Source organism: Corynebacterium xerosis NBRC 16721 = ATCC 373, assembly GCF_001552415.1.
Lineage (GTDB): Bacteria > Actinomycetota > Actinomycetes > Mycobacteriales > Mycobacteriaceae > Corynebacterium > Corynebacterium xerosis.
Genome location: NZ_BCRD01000001.1, coordinates 1 through 17,732, shown reverse-complemented (window position 1 = coordinate 17,732; position 17,732 = coordinate 1). Strand labels below are relative to the sequence as shown.

General features: G+C 71.3%; 16 protein-coding genes, 1 rRNA gene and 1 riboswitch. Of the genes, 10 read left to right on the top strand and 7 right to left on the bottom strand.

Annotated elements, in window-relative coordinates; all coding sequences use genetic code 11:
- Positions 1–130 precede the first annotated feature (130 nt).
- The 3 genes from serC to CX1_RS00075 all read left to right on the top strand — a co-directional run bounded on the left by serC (position 131) and on the right by CX1_RS00075 (position 3,404).
- Complete coding sequence (gene serC / locus CX1_RS00085) at positions 131–1,267, top strand: phosphoserine transaminase (protein ID WP_060925118.1); 1,137 nt, start codon at positions 131–133, stop codon at positions 1,265–1,267.
- Positions 1,268–1,401: 134 nt separating this feature from the next.
- Entirely contained in the window at positions 1,402–2,487 is a 1,086-nt protein-coding gene (gene sepH, locus CX1_RS00080) for a septation protein SepH (protein ID WP_046649935.1), read from the top strand.
- Between the two features lie 11 nt (positions 2,488–2,498).
- Entirely contained in the window at positions 2,499–3,404 is a 906-nt protein-coding gene (locus CX1_RS00075) for a DUF6928 family protein (RefSeq protein WP_060925117.1), read from the top strand.
- On the opposite strand, the gene CX1_RS00070 is transcribed toward CX1_RS00075, so the two are convergent.
- The 3 genes from CX1_RS00070 to CX1_RS00060 form a co-directional block, all read right to left on the bottom strand.
- The gene (locus CX1_RS00070; protein WP_060925116.1) at positions 3,383–4,228 is read right to left on the bottom strand and encodes a TrmH family RNA methyltransferase; all 846 of its coding nucleotides are present in this window, start codon (positions 4,226–4,228) and stop codon (positions 3,383–3,385) included. The two genes, CX1_RS00075 and CX1_RS00070, sit on opposite strands and share 22 nt — an antisense overlap.
- Positions 4,229–5,731, bottom strand: a complete 1,503-nt coding sequence (locus CX1_RS00065) for an NCS2 family permease (protein ID WP_060925115.1) — start codon at positions 5,729–5,731, stop codon at positions 4,229–4,231.
- Between the two features lie 132 nt (positions 5,732–5,863).
- Complete coding sequence (locus CX1_RS00060) at positions 5,864–6,598, bottom strand: DUF3027 domain-containing protein (protein WP_046649936.1); 735 nt, start codon at positions 6,596–6,598, stop codon at positions 5,864–5,866.
- A gap of 15 nt (positions 6,599–6,613) precedes the next feature.
- Here CX1_RS00060 and CX1_RS00055 point away from each other — a divergent pair, with 15 nt between their 5' ends.
- A complete protein-coding gene (locus CX1_RS00055; protein ID WP_046649969.1) occupies positions 6,614–7,474 on the top strand; it encodes a glutaminyl-peptide cyclotransferase in 861 nt (286 codons plus the stop codon).
- Positions 7,475–7,536: 62 nt separating this feature from the next.
- Complete coding sequence (locus CX1_RS00050; RefSeq protein ID WP_240452536.1) at positions 7,537–8,079, top strand: DUF2771 family protein; 543 nt, start codon at positions 7,537–7,539, stop codon at positions 8,077–8,079.
- A gap of 12 nt (positions 8,080–8,091) precedes the next feature.
- Here CX1_RS00050 and CX1_RS00045 read toward each other — a convergent pair whose 3' ends face one another.
- On the bottom strand, positions 8,092–8,502 hold the full coding sequence (locus CX1_RS00045) for a cold-shock protein (protein WP_046649972.1): 411 nt from the start codon (positions 8,500–8,502) through the stop codon (positions 8,092–8,094).
- Between the two features lie 343 nt (positions 8,503–8,845).
- Positions 8,846–9,030: riboswitch (cyclic di-AMP (ydaO/yuaA leader) on the top strand.
- Positions 9,031–9,050: 20 nt separating this feature from the next.
- Here CX1_RS00045 and CX1_RS12705 point away from each other — a divergent pair.
- Positions 9,051–9,722: a transglycosylase family protein gene (locus tag CX1_RS12705; RefSeq protein WP_082718938.1), complete on the top strand. Its 672-nt coding sequence runs from the start codon at positions 9,051–9,053 to the stop codon at positions 9,720–9,722.
- A gap of 196 nt (positions 9,723–9,918) precedes the next feature.
- Here the strand turns inward: CX1_RS12705 and CX1_RS00035 are convergent, their stop codons facing one another.
- Entirely contained in the window at positions 9,919–10,110 is a 192-nt protein-coding gene (locus tag CX1_RS00035) for a hypothetical protein (protein WP_046649974.1), read from the bottom strand.
- A 64-nt stretch (positions 10,111–10,174) separates the two neighbouring features.
- Here CX1_RS00035 and CX1_RS00030 point away from each other — a divergent pair, with 64 nt between their 5' ends.
- The 3 genes from CX1_RS00030 to CX1_RS00020 all read left to right on the top strand — a co-directional run bounded on the left by CX1_RS00030 (position 10,175) and on the right by CX1_RS00020 (position 15,035).
- Positions 10,175–12,586, top strand: a complete 2,412-nt coding sequence (locus CX1_RS00030) for a helicase-associated domain-containing protein (protein ID WP_082719034.1) — start codon at positions 10,175–10,177, stop codon at positions 12,584–12,586.
- Between the two features lie 93 nt (positions 12,587–12,679).
- Positions 12,680–14,356 carry a DNA repair helicase XPB gene (locus tag CX1_RS00025; protein WP_060925113.1) on the top strand — a complete coding sequence of 559 codons (1,677 nt, stop codon included), beginning with the start codon at positions 12,680–12,682 and terminating at the stop codon, positions 14,354–14,356.
- Between the two features lie 43 nt (positions 14,357–14,399).
- Positions 14,400–15,035, top strand: coding sequence for a DUF3239 domain-containing protein (locus CX1_RS00020; RefSeq protein ID WP_046651012.1), 636 nt, complete (start codon positions 14,400–14,402; stop codon positions 15,033–15,035).
- A 28-nt stretch (positions 15,036–15,063) separates the two neighbouring features.
- Here CX1_RS00020 and CX1_RS00015 read toward each other — a convergent pair whose 3' ends face one another.
- Entirely contained in the window at positions 15,064–16,167 is a 1,104-nt protein-coding gene (locus tag CX1_RS00015) for an alpha/beta hydrolase (protein ID WP_060925112.1), read from the bottom strand.
- Between the two features lie 79 nt (positions 16,168–16,246).
- Here CX1_RS00015 and CX1_RS00010 point away from each other — a divergent pair, with 79 nt between their 5' ends.
- Complete coding sequence (locus tag CX1_RS00010) at positions 16,247–17,461, top strand: aminotransferase class I/II-fold pyridoxal phosphate-dependent enzyme (protein ID WP_046651014.1); 1,215 nt, start codon at positions 16,247–16,249, stop codon at positions 17,459–17,461.
- Between the two features lie 94 nt (positions 17,462–17,555).
- Here the strand turns inward: CX1_RS00010 and rrf are convergent.
- Positions 17,556–17,672: ribosomal RNA gene (gene rrf / locus CX1_RS00005) — 5S ribosomal RNA — on the bottom strand.
- Positions 17,673–17,732 lie beyond the last annotated feature (60 nt).

Below are 17,732 nucleotides of genomic sequence, written 5' to 3'. Positions count from 1 at the left end.
ACACCCGACGGCCCCCTCCGCCCCTTCACCCGCCGCGGGGGTTTCGGGGGCGATCCCCCGCCCGTGACCCGCCCGCACGCGGGGCGATAGAGTCTAGGTGGTCCATAACCCACCGAAAGGTTGCGCCCACATGAGCGATCAGTTCCCCTCCCTGCCCGCCGAGTTCCTCCCCGGTGACGGCCGCTTCGGCTGCGGCCCGTCGAAGGTCCGCCCGTCCCAGATCCAGGCCGTCGTCAACGGCGCCACCGGCATCATGGGCACGTCGCACCGTCAGCCGGCCGTGAAGAACGTCGTCGGCGAGGTCCGCGAGGGCCTGTCCGATCTCTTCTCGCTGCCCGCCGGCTACGAGATCATCCTGTCGCTGGGCGGCGCCACCGCCTTCTGGGACGCCGCCGCCTTCGGCCTGATCGAGAAGAAGTCGGCGCACCTGTCCTTCGGCGAGTTCTCGTCGAAGTTCGCCAAGGCCGCCAAGCTGGCGCCGTGGTTGGATGCCCCGCAGGTCATCGAGGCCGAGCCGGGTTCGGCCCCCGAGGTCGTCGCCGGCGAAGAGGGCGTCGACCTGATCGGTTGGGCCCACAACGAGACCTCCACCGGCGCGATGGTCCCGGTGACCCGCCCCGCCGGGTCCGAGGGGCAGCTCGTCGCCATCGACGCCACGTCCGGCGCCGGCGGCCTCCCGGTCGACATTTCGCAGGCGGATGCCTACTACTTCTCCCCGCAGAAGTGCTTCGCCTCCGACGGCGGCCTGTGGCTGGCCGCCATGTCCCCGGCCGCCCTGGAGCGCATCGCCAAGATCAACGCCTCGGACCGCTTCATCCCCGAGTTCCTCAACCTGCAGACCGCGGTGGACAACTCGCTGAAGAACCAGACCTACAACACCCCGGCCGTCGGCACGCTGCTGATGCTGGCCGACCAGGTCAAGTGGATGAACGACAACGGCGGCCTGGACGGCATGGTCGCCCGCACCACGGAGTCCTCGTCGCACCTGTACGACTGGGCCGAGGGCCGCGCCGAGACCTCCCCGTACGTCGCGGACGCCGCCAAGCGCTCGCTGGTCGTCGGCACCATCGACTTCGCCGACGACGTCGACGCCGCGAAGATCGCCAAGATCCTGCGCTCCAACGGCATCCTGGACACCGAGCCCTACCGCAAGCTGGGCCGCAACCAGCTGCGCATCGGCATGTTCCCGGCCATCGATCCGGAGGACGTCAAGAAGCTGACCGGCGCGATCGACTGGATCCTCGACAACGGCCACGCCTCCGCGTAACCAGCACGCAGAGGCCGGTCGCCCGGCTCGAGCGCAACCCCCACACGCCGCATCATCCCGATGGCGGCGTGGCGGGGGTTTCGTCGTTTAGCATGGGGGAAAGTAAACGGCGGCCATCCCCAGGAGGTTTTCGAATGCGGGAACTGAAGCCCATCGCGGACGCAGGCGAGCCGGGGACCATCATCCTCGTCGCCGCGGATGCCGGCACGGGGGACGAAGAGCGTTTCGTGCTGCCCGTCACCGATGATTTGCTCGACATGCTCACGTCGGCGTCGGGGCTTTCCGACGGCCCGGCGAAGACCGGCGGCACCGCGGAATCCGAAGCGGCCGGCGCCGATGGCGGCGCGAATGCCACCGCGGATGCCACCGCAGACGGTGAGACGGAGACCGGCGCCGATTCCGCGGCAGACGCAGCGGTCGGCGCAGCCGCCGACGAAGAGACGGACGAGGCTGCCGACTCTGTCGCCAAGGACGCTGCCGCCGACGACTCTGCCGCAGACCCCGCCGATTCTCCCGCGCGACCGGAGCCGAAGGTCGTCGAGCCGTCGGAGCCGCGCATGGTCCTGCGCCCCAGGGAGATCCAGGATCGCGTCCGCGGCGGGGCGTCGGTGGAGGAGCTGATCGAGCTCACCGGCATGCCCGCCCGCCGCATCGAGCCGTTCGCCCACCCCGTGCTGGCCGAGCGGGCCCGCATCGCCGAGCTGGGCAAGCAGTCGCGGCCGCGCCGCGCGGACGGGCCGGCGCAGTTGTCCCTGTGGGAGATCCTGGCCACCGCGTTCGCCGCGCGCGGCCTGGACCTGTCGACCTCCGAATGGGATGCGTGGCGTGATCCGGCCGGGCAGTGGATCATCGGCGTGACCTGGTCCGCCGGCCATTCGACCACCACCGCGGAGTGGGCGTTCCACGCGGAGGGCGCGTCGGCGTCGACCGTGGCGCGCAACACCATCGCCGCGGAACTGGTCGATCCCGATTTCGCCCGTCCCCGCCGCAATCTTTCCGCGGTCGACGACGGTGCCCCGGGTCTGCGCCCGGCACCGGCGTTCGACGAGTCCCCGGCCGCTCCGGACGCGGATGCGGCTGATTCGGACATCGACGACGCGCACGACGACGATTTCCTCCGCCATCCCGACGACGATCCGGCTCCGAAGCGGCGCCGCAAGACGGTCATGCCGTCGTGGGAGGACGTGCTGCTCGGGGTCCGCCCCACGGACCGGAAGTGACGGCATAGAACATGAACGCGATTCGGGGGCCGCGTGCGGGCGTCGCCACGATCTGGTTCGTCACCGCGGCGCAGCCGCTGGACGTGCTCGTCGCCGAGCCCGGCCATGACCGGGGTTTCGGCCGCAAGTACCTGGCCCTGCTGGATCCGCGCCTGACGGTGACGCCGATCGGCGATTTCCCGTTGAACCGTTCGGCGCCGGCCGGCCCCGGCGAGTTCTACATCGGCGGTTTCGATGGTCTCGCGGTGGTCCAGACGGTCCTCGAGGACGTCTCCCGCCCGTCGCAGCTGCCCGACCGTTATCTGCGGGGCATCGCGGCGACGGACGTGTACGTTTTCTCCTCCGATCCGGTCACCGGGTTCGGGGCCTTCGCCCATTGGCGGGCGGGCGTACTCAAGCGGGCCTTTTCGGCCACTCGTTTCACCATCATCGAGGACACCGGGGTCCCCGAGGTCTTCGAGGGCGATTTCTGGGCGGGCCGCCGCCGGCCCGAGGAACCGGAGACACCGGAAGACGCGACGGGCACCGGGTCGCCCCTCGCGCGGGGCGTGGCCATGCCCTTCGTCCCCGCGGAGCTCGCCGACGCCGCGGCCACCGGGTGGCTGGGCTTCGATCCCGCCGACCCCGGCCCGGACATCCCCGTCAGCGCCTTCGCCGTCGATGGGCGCCGCGCGTCCGTGCAGGATCCGGCGGCCCCGAAGCGGCAGCGGTCATCCGCGGAGCTTCACCACGCCGCCGCCGGCGCCGTCGATTACGACGACTACGAGGACCATTCGGCGCGCGCCCCGGACGACGCCTCCGGTGGTTTCCGGCGGGCCGGCCGCGCTGCGGCGGACGGGGCCCGCTCATTCGGCGCGGGCCTCCGCGACCTGGGCCGCAGGGCCTGGGCGAAGGCTCAGAAGCGCAATCGCTCGTAGAAGCCGATCGCCGCGGCGGTGGCCACGTTGAGGCTGTCGGTGCCCTCCGCCATGGGGATGCGGGCCCGGACGTCCGCGGCGCGCATGGCGTGCTCGGTCAAACCGGGGCCCTCCGCCCCGACGAGGATCGCGACCTTCTCCGCCGCCATGGCCTCCCACAACGGCACGGACCCCTCCCCCGGCGTCATCGCCACGATGCGGAAGCCCTCGTCGCGCAGCTGATCCAACGACCGCTGCCACGTCGTGGTCGTGCCCGGCAAGTGGGCGAACGGGGTGCGCAGGACATGCCCCATGGACACGCGCACGGCGCGGCGGTACAGCGGATCCGCGCACGCGGCGCCGAAGAGCACGCCGTCGACGCCCATGCCGGCGGCGTTGCGGAACATCGCGCCGATGTTCTCGTGGTCGCCGACGCCCTCCAGGACCAGCAGCGTCCGGGCGCCAGCCACGACATCGGCGACGGACGGCTCGGGGGCGCGGTCGGCCACGCCCAAGAGTCCCCGGTGCAGATCGAATCCCACGGCCTCCGCCAACACGGGGCGGTCCACCTCGAACCAGGGCACCGACAGCGCCGCCGCCCGCGCGGCGGACGGGCCGGACGCCAGGTCGTCGTCAAGCGCATCCAGGCGCCGGGACGTGCCCACGATGCAGCGCAACGGAAACCGCGACCCCGCGAGACGGGGGACGATCAACGACCCCTCCGCGATGACCAGCCCCTTGCCGCCCGGCAGATCCGGGCGGGAATCGGAGCGGTTGAGATCGCGGACCTCGTCGAGCCGCGCATCCGCGGGATCGGCGACGCGGATACGCCGGGGCGAACTCATCTACGCGCCCAGCAGAGCCGACACCGGCTCGATGCCGAAGTACACCAGGAACAGCGCGGCGACGACGTAGAGCAGCGGATGGACCTCGCGGGCGCGGCCCGAGAACAGCGCCAGCAGCGCGTAGGTCACGAAGCCGACGCCGATGCCGTTGGCGATGGAGTACGTGAACGGCATGATGACGATGGTCATGAACGCCGGCAGCGCGATGTCGAAGCGGGAGAAGTCGATCTCCTTTATCTGCGCCATCATCATCGCGCCGACGATGACCAGCACCGGGGCCGCGGCCTCGATGGGCACGATCTCGTACAGCGGCGTGAAGAACATCGCCAGCAGGAACAGCAGGCCGGTGACCACGTTGGCCAGGCCCGTGCGCGCGCCGTCGCCGATGCCGGCGGCGGAATCGACGTAGACCGTGTTCGACGACGAGGACGACGCGCCGCCGACGACGGCGCCGAGGCCCTCGACGACCAGGGCGCGCTTCATGCCCGGCAGAACGCCGTCCTCGCCGGCCAGCCCCGCCTGCTTGCCCAGGCCCGTCATCGTGCCCATGGCGTCGAAGAAGTTCGCCAGCACCAGGGTGAACACCAGCATCGTCGCGCCGATGACGCCCAGGCGCACGAACGCGCCGAACATGTCGAAGTTGCCCAGCAGCGACATGTCCGGCAACCCGCCGATGCCGTCGGGCAGGCCCGGCACGGCCAGGTTCCAGCCGCCCGGATTCGGCTCGCCGTCCTGGAACGACGGGCCCGACTTGGTCAGGGCCTCGACGATGAGCGCGATGATGGTGTTGACCACGATGCCGATGAACAGGCCGCCCGGCACCTTCCGCACCACCAGCACGCCGCAGATGATGATGCCCAGCACGAACACCGCCGTCGGCCACGACGTGATGTGGCCGCCGACGCCCAGCTGCACCGGCACCGTGGTGCCCGCCGCGTCCGGGATGCGGCGGACCAGGCCACCGTCGACGAAACCGATGATCGAGATGAACAGGCCGATGCCCACCGCCATCGCCGCCTTCAGCGACGGCGGGATCGCCTCGAACACCGCCGAGCGGAAACCGGACACCGCCAGCGCCACGATGATGATGCCGTCGATGACCACCAGGCCCATGGCCTCGGCCCACGTCAGGCCCTCGTTGGCGACGAACGTCACCGCCACCAGCGTGTTGATGCCCAGGCCCGCCGCGATGCCGAACGGGTACTTCGCCCACGCGCCGAAGAGGATGGTCATGACGCCGGCGGCGAAGGCCGTCATGGCCGCCACCTGCGGCACGGACAGCACCGTGCCCTCGACGTCCTCGATGCCGCCGAGGATCAGCGGGTTGAGGAGGATGATGTACGCCATCGCGAAGAACGTGACGACGCCGCCGCGGACCTCGGTGACCACCGAGGAACCGCGTTCGGTGATGCTGAAGTATCGGTCGATCGCGGACGTGGGGCCCGTGCGGGGCGCCGTCGCGGGCCCCTTCGGCTCCGCCGGGTCCACCTTGGATTCGGCCATTCGCTTGCGCTCCCGTCTGGAAGGGCGGCCGCCGCGGGTCGTCGAGGCGGCCGGGAATCGTTAATGCGCCTCTCAGAATCGCACCCCCGACCCCCGGTGGGCAACACGAAAGCCCCGGGCCCGCCCCGCAGGTCAGTTCCGGCGCAGATCCGCCCGCTCGACGATCTCCTGGTCGTCGTAGGCCTCGCCGCCCGGCGCGCCCGCCCCCGTGACCTCCGGGGTGGCCGAATGCGCGCCGCAGCCGTGGTCGACGTGGACGACGTCGCCGTCGAAGGCCCATTCGTTGACGCACGCGCCGAAGTCGGCGCCCAGCGGGCCCTCCAGCGGGATGAAGAAGGCGCACGTGCCGCAGTGGCGCAGGGCCTCCTCCGCGAATTCCCCGTGGGGCCCGGTGTCGCCGTCGAGCCAGCGCTGCGCCGTTAACCGCAGTCCTTCCTCGGTCAGTTCACGGTCTTCCGCGTCGGCCGTCGTCAAGCGGGGATCGTCGACCGCCGGCGGCAGCAGGTCCCGGGGCCCGAGGTCGCCGGGGCGCAGCCGCTCCTCGTAGGGAACCCACTCGGGCGCGCGCAGGGCGCTGTCGCCGGGGACGAGCGCGACTTCGCTGACCGTGATGTGGTCGGTACCGGGGGCGCACGCCAGCACGACGTGCCATTCCCAGCCCCGGTAGCCGGGCAGGTCGGCGGCGAAGCGGTGCACCGCCACCCCCGGGTGGGTCACGTTCACCCCGACGTGGCCGCCGGCGGGGCCCTCGTCCATGTCGTCGATGGCGCAGCGGGCGATGTCGACGGCCCGGTTCCCCAGCAGGGGGCCGCCGGGGCGGCGGCGATTACGGGAACGGCGTCGTCGGTTGTCTGTCACACCGGCCATTCTAGAGTGGAGGCCATGAAGCCCAGCGCCAAGGCCGCCTCGGCCGGCCTCCTGTCCGTCTTCGCCCTGCTCTCGGGTTGCTCCGGGCCGGGGCTTTCCGACGAGTCCTCCGCCACGCCGGCGGCCTCGGAGACGTCCGCCGGCATCGACGTGCCGCGCCTGGGCCTGGAGGTCGTGGCCGAGCACCCGTGGGACGATTCGGCGTTCACGCAGGGCCTGGAGATCGACGACGACGGTTCCCTGCTCGTGGGCACGGGCCAGTACGGGGAGTCGGCGATCTGGCGGATCCGGGATTGGCGCGCGGGTTCGCCGGCGGAGAACCGCCACCAGCTGCCGCCGGAGTTCTTCGGCGAGGGCATCACCCGCGCCGGCGACACGGTGTGGCAGCTGACGTGGAAGCGCGGCGTCGCCTTCGCCCGCGACGCCGCGACCCTGGAGGAGACCCGCCGCGCCTCCTACTCCGGCGAAGGCTGGGGACTGTGCGAGCAAGCCGGCCGCCTGGTCATGTCGGACGGGTCGAGCACCCTGACCTTCCGCGACCCGGCCACCTTCGCCGAGACCGGCCGCGTCGAGGTGCTCGCCGACGGGCTGCGCGTGGAGAACCTCAACGAACTCGAATGCGTCGACGGCCCGGACGGCCCCGAGGTGTGGGCCAACCTGTGGCGGACCAACGACATCGTCCGCATCGATCCCGCCACCGGCGAGGTCACCGGCTTCGCCGACGCGACCCCGCTGGTCGACGCGCTGTCCCCGGAGGCGCGCGCGAAGGCGGACGTGTTCAACGGCATCGCGCACGTCCCGGGCACGGACCATTTCCTGGTGACGGGCAAGTACTGGCCGACCCTGTTCGAGGTCCGTTTCACGGATGCGGGGTGACCGGCCGCTAGACTGACCCGCGGTTTGAACGACTTTCCCGAACGACCCCCGAGGAGCATCCAGTGGCGGCCCTGGCCAACAAGAAGACGTGGCGGATCATCGGCGTGATCGTCGCGGTCGCCCTGATCATCACGGGCCTGGTGCTGGTCCTGGACCGCGCCAACGACGGCACGGTCGACGACCCGGCCGCCCTGACCATGAAGGTGCGCGTCGGCGGCGAGGAGATCGAGGTCCGGCCCTACCGCGTGTGCGACATGTTCGCCCGGGGCGAGGGCGCCTGCACCACCGACGACGGAGCCACGGCGAACGTGTCCCTCGGCCCCGAGGACACCGCGGAAATCGAGGTCGCCGACGAGGTGTCGTCGGTGACGTGGACGCTGCAGCGCTTCTACGCCGACGAGTCGGTCAACTCCGCGGACAAGAAGGAGCCGGGCCAGGCGAAGACCGAGACCATCGCGGGCTCGGCCTCCGTCAACGGCGAGCGCACCCCGCTGGGCGTCGTCGAGGTCTCCACCACCGTGATCGGCGTCGACGACTCCGGCGAGGAGATCCCCTACGGCATCACGTGGTCGATCGTGAACGACGAAGGCGCCGCGCGGGACTAGATTGTTCCGGCCCTAGTGGTCGAGCTCGCGGGCCACGGCGCGCAGGACCTCGGCCATCTGGTGGCCGTCCTTGCGGTCGGGGTACCGGCCGGCGCGCAGGTCGCGCTGGACGGTCGACTCGAGCATCGAGATCATGTCGGAGATCATGCCGTTGAGGTCGGCCGGCGAGTGCCGCTTGGCCGGGCGGCGGCCGCCGGCACCGCCGCGGGCGACGCGCGGGGCCTCCTCGAGCACGGTGATGTGCAGGGCCTGGGGGCCGGGGCGGCCGTCGGCGTAGTCGTATTCGATGCGCTGGCCCTTGACCAGTTCCTCGACGCCCTCGGGCAGCACGGCATGGCCGACGTAGACGTCCTCCCCGCCGGGGTTGGACACGAAGCCGAAGCCGCGATCCTTGTCGTACCACTTGACCTTGCCGATGGGCACCGGGGCCACCTTTCTCTCGCATGTTGAAAGACCCGTCCAGAAAGACCCGATTGTACCCGAACGACCGAAACCGCCCGCAGATAACGGCACGGTAACGTGACCTTGCTCACATTACGGCCCGGCAACATCCGCCACATGCACCCCAAAACGGCGGGCCACCTGGAAGAACGTCGTCAAGCACCTGCTTTTCGACGAAAACGACCCGCAACCCGACCGCCCCGATTAACGTGACTAATCCGTTACCAACCGCTAGCGTGCACACACGACGCACCCATGGCAGCTCCGCCGCCCATCGCCCAACCCCGTCCAGGGCGGCACCACGGAGAGCCGGGCCAGCGAAAACTTCATGGAATCATCCGATCGAGACGGGGTCGGGGAACCCACCGGCGACAGCCGGACGGGTCGGACGGCACGGACATCACCGTGCCGGCCGCGATCCCTGGGGTGAAGCCGGACGCGACGCGTCCGCCGGGCATCCCTTCCGCCCGAACCCGACAGCTAACCCCGACGGCGAATCACCGAAATCAACGAGAGGGAAACCCGCAAACATGGCTCGTCACGCCTCCAAGAACCGCAGCTTCGTCTCCACCTCCGCCAAGGTCGCCCTGACCGGCGCGATCCTCGGCGCCGGCGCCGCGATGGCCGCCCCGACCGCCACCGCCGCCCCGGACTCCGACTGGGATCGCCTGGCGCAGTGCGAGTCCGGCGGCGACTGGCACATCAACACCGGCAACGGCTACCACGGCGGCCTGCAGTTCGCGGCCAGCACCTGGAACGGCTTCGGCGGCGGCGAGTTCGCCCCGACCGCCGACAAGGCTTCCCGCATCGAGCAGATCTACGTCGCCGAGAAGGTCCTGGCCCAGCAGGGATGGGGCGCCTGGCCGGCCTGCTCCGCCTCCCTCGGCCTGACCTCCGGCCCGACCGACCGCCCGCACCCGAGCACCGGCGGCGGCGCCAACTACGCCGGCGCCCAGGGCGGCCAGTCGCAGGCCCCGGCGGCCACCCCGGCGCTCGACGACGCCACCATCCAGGGCATCGTCGCCGACCTGCAGGGCGCCCGCTCCATCGAGGACCTGAACTCCATCCTCAACCAGGCGCGCACCATCGCCACCGCGCAGGGCGCCGCCCTGCCGACCGACGTCACCGGCGTCTACAACGAGGTCCTGGGCCAGCTCCTGGGCAACGTGCCGTCCATCCCGGGCGTCCCCTCGTTCAACTAAGCCCTCTTCCCGAGCCGGCCTGCGCCGCTGCAGCGAGAAGCGAAGAACCCGCCCCCGGTTTCACCGGGAGGCGGGTTCTTTCATGCGCGGGGCGCGCCACGGTCGATGATCGGTCCCCGGGCACGACGAAAGCCCGATGGGCGATCCGGGCACCGGATCGCCCATCGGGCCGGTCCGCGCGAACGCGGGCCCCGTACTACTTGTTGATGATGGTCGTCGGGTGGACGTAATCCAGGGTCTCCACCGGAACGGGGAAGACGGTCTCGCCGTAGGGGGAATCGGCGCCGGCGAAACGGCCCACGAACTCGGTGACGGCGTGCTCGCCCGGAGCGAGGTCCTGCGGCCAGCCCGGATCAACGTACTGGTTCTTCTTCTGAACGTTAGCCATGCTCATCATCATCTCAGAAACGGCGACGCCAGTCACCTTTCCCGGGACTAATGTGGGAGCGGAGATGACCCACGCCACCCCCTTCCCCCCGTTCCGCCGTTGGCTCGCCGCCCGTTCAGACGGATTCCTGGCCGACGTGCTGCGCAACCGCCCCGATGCGCTGAGTCCCCCGCCCCGGTCCTCCGACGCCCTGGCGGGGCGCCTGCAGCTGAGGTCGTCGGTGCATCGCGCGCTGGCCGACCTCGACGCCCTCGAGCTGGGGGTGCTCGAAGCCGCGATCGACCTCGGCGGGGACGCCGAGCCGGTCCGCGCGGCGGACGTCGTCGACGAACTCCGTTCTTCGCTGGCGGCGGCGGGGGTGCCCGCGAAGGACCGGCCGACCATCGCGCATGCGCGCGAGGCCCTCGACGGCCTGCGGAGCCGCGCCCTGATCCACGGCGACGGCCCGGGCGGGGCGGGCGCCTTCAGCGGCCGGTCGACCCGCAAGTCCGCAGACGACTGGGAGGACCATTTGATGGTCGCCGACGAAGCCGTCGCGGCGCTGCCGCCCGGTTGGCGCCTGATCCCGCGCCCCGGGGAACCATCGGTGGCCGAGCTGCGGTCGGCCCTGGACGCGGCCGACGAGCGGCAGAAGAAGCTGCTGGGCACGCTGGCGGAGGCCGGCGGCCTGGGCACCACCCGCGATGCGTCGGAGGACGCCGACCCGTCGCTGCCGGTGCCGCGGCTCATCGGGGCGGGACTGCTCGAGCGCATCGACGACGCGACGGTGCGTCTGCCCGGACGGGTCCGCGCTCTGCTGCGCGGCACCGTTCCCCCGGACGGCCCGCCGATGCTGCGCCCCGGCGCGGTCGCCACGGTGGAGATGCGCGACGTCGACGGTGCGGCCGCGGGTGCCGCCCTCGAGCTGCTGCGCCAGGTGCGGGCCCTGCTGGAGCTGCTCGGCGAACGTGCGGCGCCGACGTTGAAGGACGGCACCATCGGGGTGCGGGAGCACCGCCGGCTCGTCGAATCGCTCGGGGTCGGCGATGCGGGGCTGGCCCGCGTGGTCGCCATGTCCGCCTCGGCGGGCCTCATCCACGTGGGCACCCCGCGACCGCTGCCGGAGGACGATTCCGGCGGCGACTACCTCGCCCCCACCGTTCTCGCGGACACGTTCCTGGAGGAACCCGCCGCCCAACGATGGGCCCGACTGATCACCGGGTGGCTCGCATCCGAGGAGGCGCCGTGGATGGTCGGCGCGGAGGGGCCGGCCGGAAAACCGCTGGCGCTGTTGTCGCCCGACGCCCGGCGCGCCGGCGCCCCGGAGCTGCGCACCCGCCTGCTGCGGCTGTTGTGCGAGGGCGTGGAGCCGGGGTCCGGCATCGCCGATGTCCGCGCGCGTTTCGCGTCGCACCGCCCCATTTCCTCGTCGCACTGCCCCGATGACGTCCTGGCGGAGATCCTCTCCGAGTTCGCCGTCCTGGGGTTGGCCGCACCGGTCGGCGGCGGCGCGGGCTCCGTGATCGGCGCCGGCGCCTCGGGTGCCGGGCGCGCGGCGGCCGGCGAGGTGGGCGAGGCGGGAGCGCTTCACGACGATGATCTGGCCGGTGCCCTGGCCGCGTTTTTGCCCAAGCCCGCGACGCAGTTCATCGTGCAGGCCGACCTGACGCTGCTGGTGCCGGGCCCCGCCGAAGGGACGTTTTTGGAAACGCTGGAATCCTTCACGGACCTCGAATCCCCCGGGCTGGCCAGCGTCCACCGGATCTCGGAGGAGTCGGTGCGCCGGGCTCTCGACGCGGGGACGTCGGTGGCCGATCTCCACGGGTTCCTGTCCGACCGGGCCATCGGCGAGGTGCCGCAGTCGGTGACCTACCTGATCGACGACGTCGCCCGCCGCCACGGCCGCTTGCGCGGTGGCCCGGCCGCCGCGTACCTGCGGTGCGAGGACCCGGCGCTGCTGGCCCAGGTCATGGCGGATCCGATCGCCGAGCACCTGGGCCTGCGGCGGCTGGCGGAAACCGTGGCCATCGCCCAGGTGGCCCCGCCGGCGATGATCGCGGCGCTGCGCGACGCCGGGCTGTCCGCCATCGCGGAGGACCCGCTCGGCGCCGCCCTGGATCTGCGCCCGCGGCCCCACCGCGTCCCGGAGGCGCCGCGCCGCCCGGCCCCGCCGGCCCGCGCCGACGACGGCCGCATCAGCCAGGCGCTGCAGGCGATCCAGGCCGGGGACCGTGCGGCCGACACCGGCGATGGCACGCGCATCGACATGGACGACGACCCGGCCACCGGTGCGGCGGCGCAGGCGCTGCTGCACCGGGCCGCACGGTCGGGGTCGGACGTGACCATCGGGTTCGTCGACCGCAATGGCCGCGCGGGGCGCCGGAAGGTCCGCCCGGTCACGGTGTCCGGGGGCCAGGTCGACGCCGTCGATCCGGCGACCGGGCAGGTTCTGCGGTTCCTGCTGCACCGTGTGACGGAGGTCGTCCTCGACGCGTGAGCGAAGCGGGGTCATAATGGGGTTTTGGCGCGTTTCGGCCCGGACGGCCGGTGCGCGCCCCGAGATTCCCAACGGAAGCAGTGGTGATGCCCCGTGTCCTTCGGCGACGGCCCCCTCATCGTCCAGTCCGACAAGACCGTCCTGCTCGAGATCGACCACGACGACGCCGGTGCCGCCCGTGCGGCGCTGGCGCCCTTCGCCGAGCTGGAACGGGCCCCGGAGCACATCCACACGTACCGGATCACGCCGCTGGCCCTGTGGAACGCCCGCGCCGCCGGCCATGACGCAGAGCAGGTCGTCGACGTGCTGGAGAAGTATTCGCGGTTCCCGGTGCCGCAGGCGCTGCTCATCGACGTCGCGGAGACCATGGACCGCTACGGCCGCCTGACGCTGGGCAAGCATCCGGCCCATGGCCTGGTGCTGGAGTCCAAGGATCCGGCCGTGCTGGCGGAGATCACGCGGCACAAGAAGATCCGGCCGATGCTCGGCGAAGAGATCGACGCCGACACGTGGACGGTCCACCCCTCCGAACGCGGCCGCATCAAGCAGGAGCTGCTCAAGGTCGGTTGGCCGGCGGGCGACACCGCCGGCTACGTCGACGGCGAGGCCCACGCGCTGGAGTGGGTCGGCGAGCACGAGGAGTGGGACCTGCGCGATTACCAGCGCCAGGCGGCGGATTCCTTCCGCGACGGCGGTTCCGGCGTCGTGGTGCTGCCGTGCGGCGCGGGCAAGACCATCGTCGGCGCGGCCGCGATGGTCGACGCGCAGCGCACCACCCTCATCCTGGTCACCAACACCGTGGCCGGCCGCCAGTGGCGCGACGAGCTGCTGCGCCGGACGTCCCTGACCGAGGACGAGATCGGCGAGTACTCCGGCGAGCGCAAGGAGATCCGCCCGGTGACCATCGCGACCTACCAGGTGGTCACGCGCAAGACGAAGGGCGAGTTCCGGGCGCTGGAGCTGTTCGATTCCCGCGACTGGGGCCTGATCATCTACGACGAGGTCCACCTCCTGCCCGCGCCGGTGTTCCGCATGAGCGCCGACCTGCAGTCGCGCCGCCGACTCGGGCTCACGGCGACGCTGGTGCGCGAGGACGGCCGCGAGGGCGACGTGTTCAGCCTCATCGGCCCGAAGCGCTACGACGCGCCGTGGAAGGACATCGAGGCGCAGGGCTGGATCGCGCCGGCGGATTGCGTGGAGATCCGCGTGACGCTGACCGACTCCGAGCGCATGATCTACGCCACCGCCGAGGCCGCGGACCGCTATCGCCTCGCCGCCACGTCGCCCACGAAGATCCCCGTCGTCGAAAAGCTCCTGGCGCGCCATCCGGGCGAGCCGACCCTGGTCATCGGGGCCTACCTGGACCAGCTCGAAGAGCTGGGCCGTGCCCTGGACGCCCCGGTCATCGACGGCAAGACGCCGAACAAGAAAAGAGAAGAGCTTTTCGACGCCTTCCGGTCCGGCGAATTGACGACCCTGGTGGTGTCGAAGGTCGCCAACTTCTCCATCGACCTGCCCGAAGCGGCGGTGGCGGTGCAGGTGTCGGGAACCTTCGGGTCCCGGCAGGAGGAGGCCCAGCGACTGGGCCGCCTGCTGCGCCCGAAGAAGGACGGCGGCGGGGCGATCTTCTACTCCGTCGTCGCCCGCGACACCCTGGACACCGAGTACGCGGCGCACCGGCAGCGTTTCCTCGCCGAGCAGGGTTACGCTTACCGCATCGCCGACGCCGACGAGCTGCTCGGCCCCACGCTGCCCGGGGATACCCTGTAGTGGAACCCGCAGGCCACCCGATCATCCCGGAGAGGATCCCCCGATGAGCTTCGACTTCACCGTCGACGAAGCCCACAACAACGCCAACAACGAGTATTTCCGGGACGGCAAGCGCCTGCGCCTGTCCGCCGCGATCATGGCCGTGCTCCTGTGGGGCGGCGGTGCGCTGGCCCTGTGGCTGCTGGGCACGTCGGGGGCGGGGCTGTTCCTGGGCATCCTTGCCATCACCTTCGGCACCATGTGCGCGTGGGTGGCGCTGACGCTGCCGGGCACCACCGGCACGCCGCAGGACCTGTACGACTCGTGGCCCTTGGCGCCGGCGATGATCGCCGAGGTCGGCCCGCGCACCATGACGCTGATGGCGCTGGTGAACACCGCCTCCGAGGAGGGCGCCGAGCCCCGCCACGCGCTGGCCCTGCGCACCGTGACCAAGGTCTCCGGCACCCCGCGCACGGTCGGCGCCCGCGTGCCGTCGGTGGCCGTCGGCGGCAAGCACCGCCGCGGCCGCGATCACTGGGACCAGATCACCCCGGTGCCGATCGCGTGGGCGACCCCCTCGTCCCGGACCCGCCGCAACGCCGAGCGTTCCATCCCCGAGGGCGACTGGCGGCTGCTGCGCGACAACCTGGACCGCGTCCCGGACGTCCGCGCCACCAAATACGACCTGCTGGAACTCTGACCCCCGTCCCGGGGCTCGAGCGGCAGGTTCAGCGGCCCCAGGACTCCTCGTTGGCCCGGTCGATGGCGTCCTTGTCGTAGTCGCCGGACGGGTCGCCGGGCAGCTCTCGGGCCGTGCCCGTGGCGTCGAGGATGTGGCGGGCCAGGTCGGTGATCCGTTCGCGCTGCACTGCGGGCACCGCCACGAAGTGCGTGGCCAGGAACTCCGACATGGTCGCCGCTCCCCCTGCTTCCTTCAGCTTGGCGACGATCACGTCCCCGCCGGCCACCGTGTCGTCCTCGGACCCCGTCTGCACGTGCAGCCGCGGCAGCCACGACGCGTCGCCGAGGGCCGGCGACACCGAAGAATCCGTCGCATCCGCGTGGCCGAAGATCGCCTCGAGCATGTCCGTGCCGCGCCCCCGCAGATCCAGCGACGGGGCCGTCAGCGCGAGCGAGGTCACGTCCGCGTCGGCGTCGTGAAGCATCTTGGCCGCGAGGAACGCCGCGTGCCCGCCCGAGGACCGTCCCCACAGGACCACCGGGGCGCCGGCGGCGATCTCGGGGATCGGAGCCGTGCGGGCCCACGTCACCGCGGCGACGAGATCCTCCGCGGCAGCCGGCATGCGATGTTCGGGCGCCAGCCGCATGTCCACGTCCACGACCACCGCGCCCGAACGCTGCGCCAGCGCCGCGCAATCCGGCCCGAAGGATCCGTCGCGGGCGGTGCCGTCGCCCATCCACCACGCCCCGCCGTGGGCGGCGACGACCACCGCGCCAGTCGGGTCGGACGGGACGAACACGCGCACGGGCACGCCGTCGGCGTCGAGGTCCTCGATGCGGCAGTCGGCGCCATCGAAGGCGACAAAGGGCAGCGTATGGTCCACTCCGGCGCCGAGGACGAGCATCGAGGCGTGCACGATGGCGTCCGGCAGTCGCGCGGAGCGATCGTTGGCGGCGGCGCGGGCGGCGCGGATCTCGTCGAGAGTGCCGGTCCACGGGACGGGCGCCGAAACGCGGTAGGCGGAGACGTGCTCGGCCAAGTAGTCGACGAGCTGGCGCAGCTTGCCCTCGTCGGTGGTCACGGGCGTGAAGCCCTCGCTCGCCGGGTCGTAGTCGGGGCGGGCGTCGAAGCCGGAGATCGGTTCACTCATGCGGCTCATTGTGCCAGCACCCCGCCGCCGGACGGCCATCCGGCACATCAGGCCGCGGGATTCGCCTACCGTCGAGCCCATGACCGGAATCCACGACGACGCCCCCGATCCGAGCGGCACCTTCGACCCGACCGTGCGCAGGCTGCGCCCGCTGGGCGAGACGATCTTCGCCACCATGAGCCGGTTGGCCAAGACCACCGGCGCGATCAACCTCGGGCAGGGCTACCCGGATCAGGACGGCCCCGAGCCGATGCTCGACGAGGCCGTCGCCGCCATCCGCCGCGGCGACAATCAGTACGCGCCGGGGCGCGGGACGGAGGAACTGCGTCGGGCCATCTGCGCCGATCGCGAGCGGCGCCTGGGGCAGCGGTGGGATCCCGAGACCGAATGCCTGGTCACCGTGGGCGCGACGGAAGGGATCACCGCGGCGGTGCTGGGCCTCGTGGAGCCCGGGGCGCACGTGGTGCTCATCGAGCCCTTCTACGATTCCTACCGCGCCGCCTTGGCGCTCGCCGACGCCACCTGGACGTCCGTGCCGCTGGTGCCGGGCCCGGACGGTTGGCGCCTCGACGGAGACGCGCTGAAGGCCGCCGTCCGCGACGACACGGCGATGATCATCATCAACACCCCGCATAACCCCACGGGCACCATCCTCTCCCCCGCCGAACTGGCGACCGTCGCCGACGCCGCGCACAGCTCCGGTGCCTTCGTCCTGGCCGACGAGGTCTACGAACGTCTGCTTTACGACGGCCACCCGCACCATTCCATCGCCGACGTCGAGGGCATGCGGGACAAGTGCATCATCGTGTCCTCGGCCGCCAAGACCTTCAACGTGACGGGATGGAAGACGGGGTGGGTGCTCGGATGCCCCGAAGTGGTGTCCGCCGTGACCATCGCGAAGCAGTTCCTCAGCTACGTCGGCGTCACCCACGTGCAGCCGGCGGTCGCCGTGGGCTTGAACGACTGCGTCGACTGGGTGGAGGAAATGGCCGCGGAACTGGCGTCGAACCGTGACGTCCTCGTGGACGGGCTGCGCGAGCTCGGGCTGGACGTCCACGATGCCGACGGCGGCTATTTCGTGGTGGCGGACATCTCTCCGCTGGGCCTGGGCAACGCACTGGAGACGTGCATGGCACTTCCGGAGAAGGCCGGCGTGGCCGCCATTCCGGTGACCGCGTTCGTCGCCGACGTCGACGACGAGCGGTGGCGCGATCTTGCCCGATTCGGCTTCTGTAAACGTGAAAGCACCATTCGGGAGGCGCTGGGCAATCTCCGGGCTTTCATGGAACGTTGATTGTCCGGAAACGACGAAAAGACCGTTGCCCCGACACGATCCCCCACTGGGGACCACATCAAGACAACGGTCTCATCATTCAAACCATGTTATTGGCCGGCGGTGACCTACTCTCCCACACCCTCCCAGGTGCAGTACCATCGGCGCAGGTGGGCTTAGCTTCCGGGTTCGGAATGGGACCGGGCGTGACCCCACCGCTATAACCACCGACACGTATACACGGGACACTTCGCAACCCACCACACGAAACCAACCAAGGTTATCGCGGGCT

What these genes read in the sequence shown, in the direction of transcription:
- CX1_RS00065 (WP_060925115.1), bottom strand. Translation starts at nt 5,731, where the DNA reads ATGGCCGAATCCAAGGTGGACCCGGCGGAGCCGAAGGGGCCCGCGACG.
- CX1_RS00055 (WP_046649969.1), top strand. Translation starts at nt 6,614, where the DNA reads ATGAAGCCCAGCGCCAAGGCCGCCTCGGCCGGCCTCCTGTCCGTCTTC.
- CX1_RS00060 (WP_046649936.1), bottom strand. Translation starts at nt 6,598, where the DNA reads ATGGCCGGTGTGACAGACAACCGACGACGCCGTTCCCGTAATCGCCGC.
- CX1_RS12705 (WP_082718938.1), top strand. Translation starts at nt 9,051, where the DNA reads ATGGCTCGTCACGCCTCCAAGAACCGCAGCTTCGTCTCCACCTCCGCC.
- serC (WP_060925118.1), top strand. Translation starts at nt 131, where the DNA reads ATGAGCGATCAGTTCCCCTCCCTGCCCGCCGAGTTCCTCCCCGGTGAC.
- sepH (WP_046649935.1), top strand. Translation starts at nt 1,402, where the DNA reads ATGCGGGAACTGAAGCCCATCGCGGACGCAGGCGAGCCGGGGACCATC.
- CX1_RS00015 (WP_060925112.1), bottom strand. Translation starts at nt 16,167, where the DNA reads ATGAGTGAACCGATCTCCGGCTTCGACGCCCGCCCCGACTACGACCCG.
- CX1_RS00070 (WP_060925116.1), bottom strand. Translation starts at nt 4,228, where the DNA reads ATGAGTTCGCCCCGGCGTATCCGCGTCGCCGATCCCGCGGATGCGCGG.
- CX1_RS00010 (WP_046651014.1), top strand. Translation starts at nt 16,247, where the DNA reads ATGACCGGAATCCACGACGACGCCCCCGATCCGAGCGGCACCTTCGAC.
- CX1_RS00075 (WP_060925117.1), top strand. Translation starts at nt 2,499, where the DNA reads ATGAACGCGATTCGGGGGCCGCGTGCGGGCGTCGCCACGATCTGGTTC.
- CX1_RS00020 (WP_046651012.1), top strand. Translation starts at nt 14,400, where the DNA reads ATGAGCTTCGACTTCACCGTCGACGAAGCCCACAACAACGCCAACAAC.
- CX1_RS00030 (WP_082719034.1), top strand. Translation starts at nt 10,175, where the DNA reads ATGACCCACGCCACCCCCTTCCCCCCGTTCCGCCGTTGGCTCGCCGCC.
- CX1_RS00035 (WP_046649974.1), bottom strand. Translation starts at nt 10,110, where the DNA reads ATGGCTAACGTTCAGAAGAAGAACCAGTACGTTGATCCGGGCTGGCCG.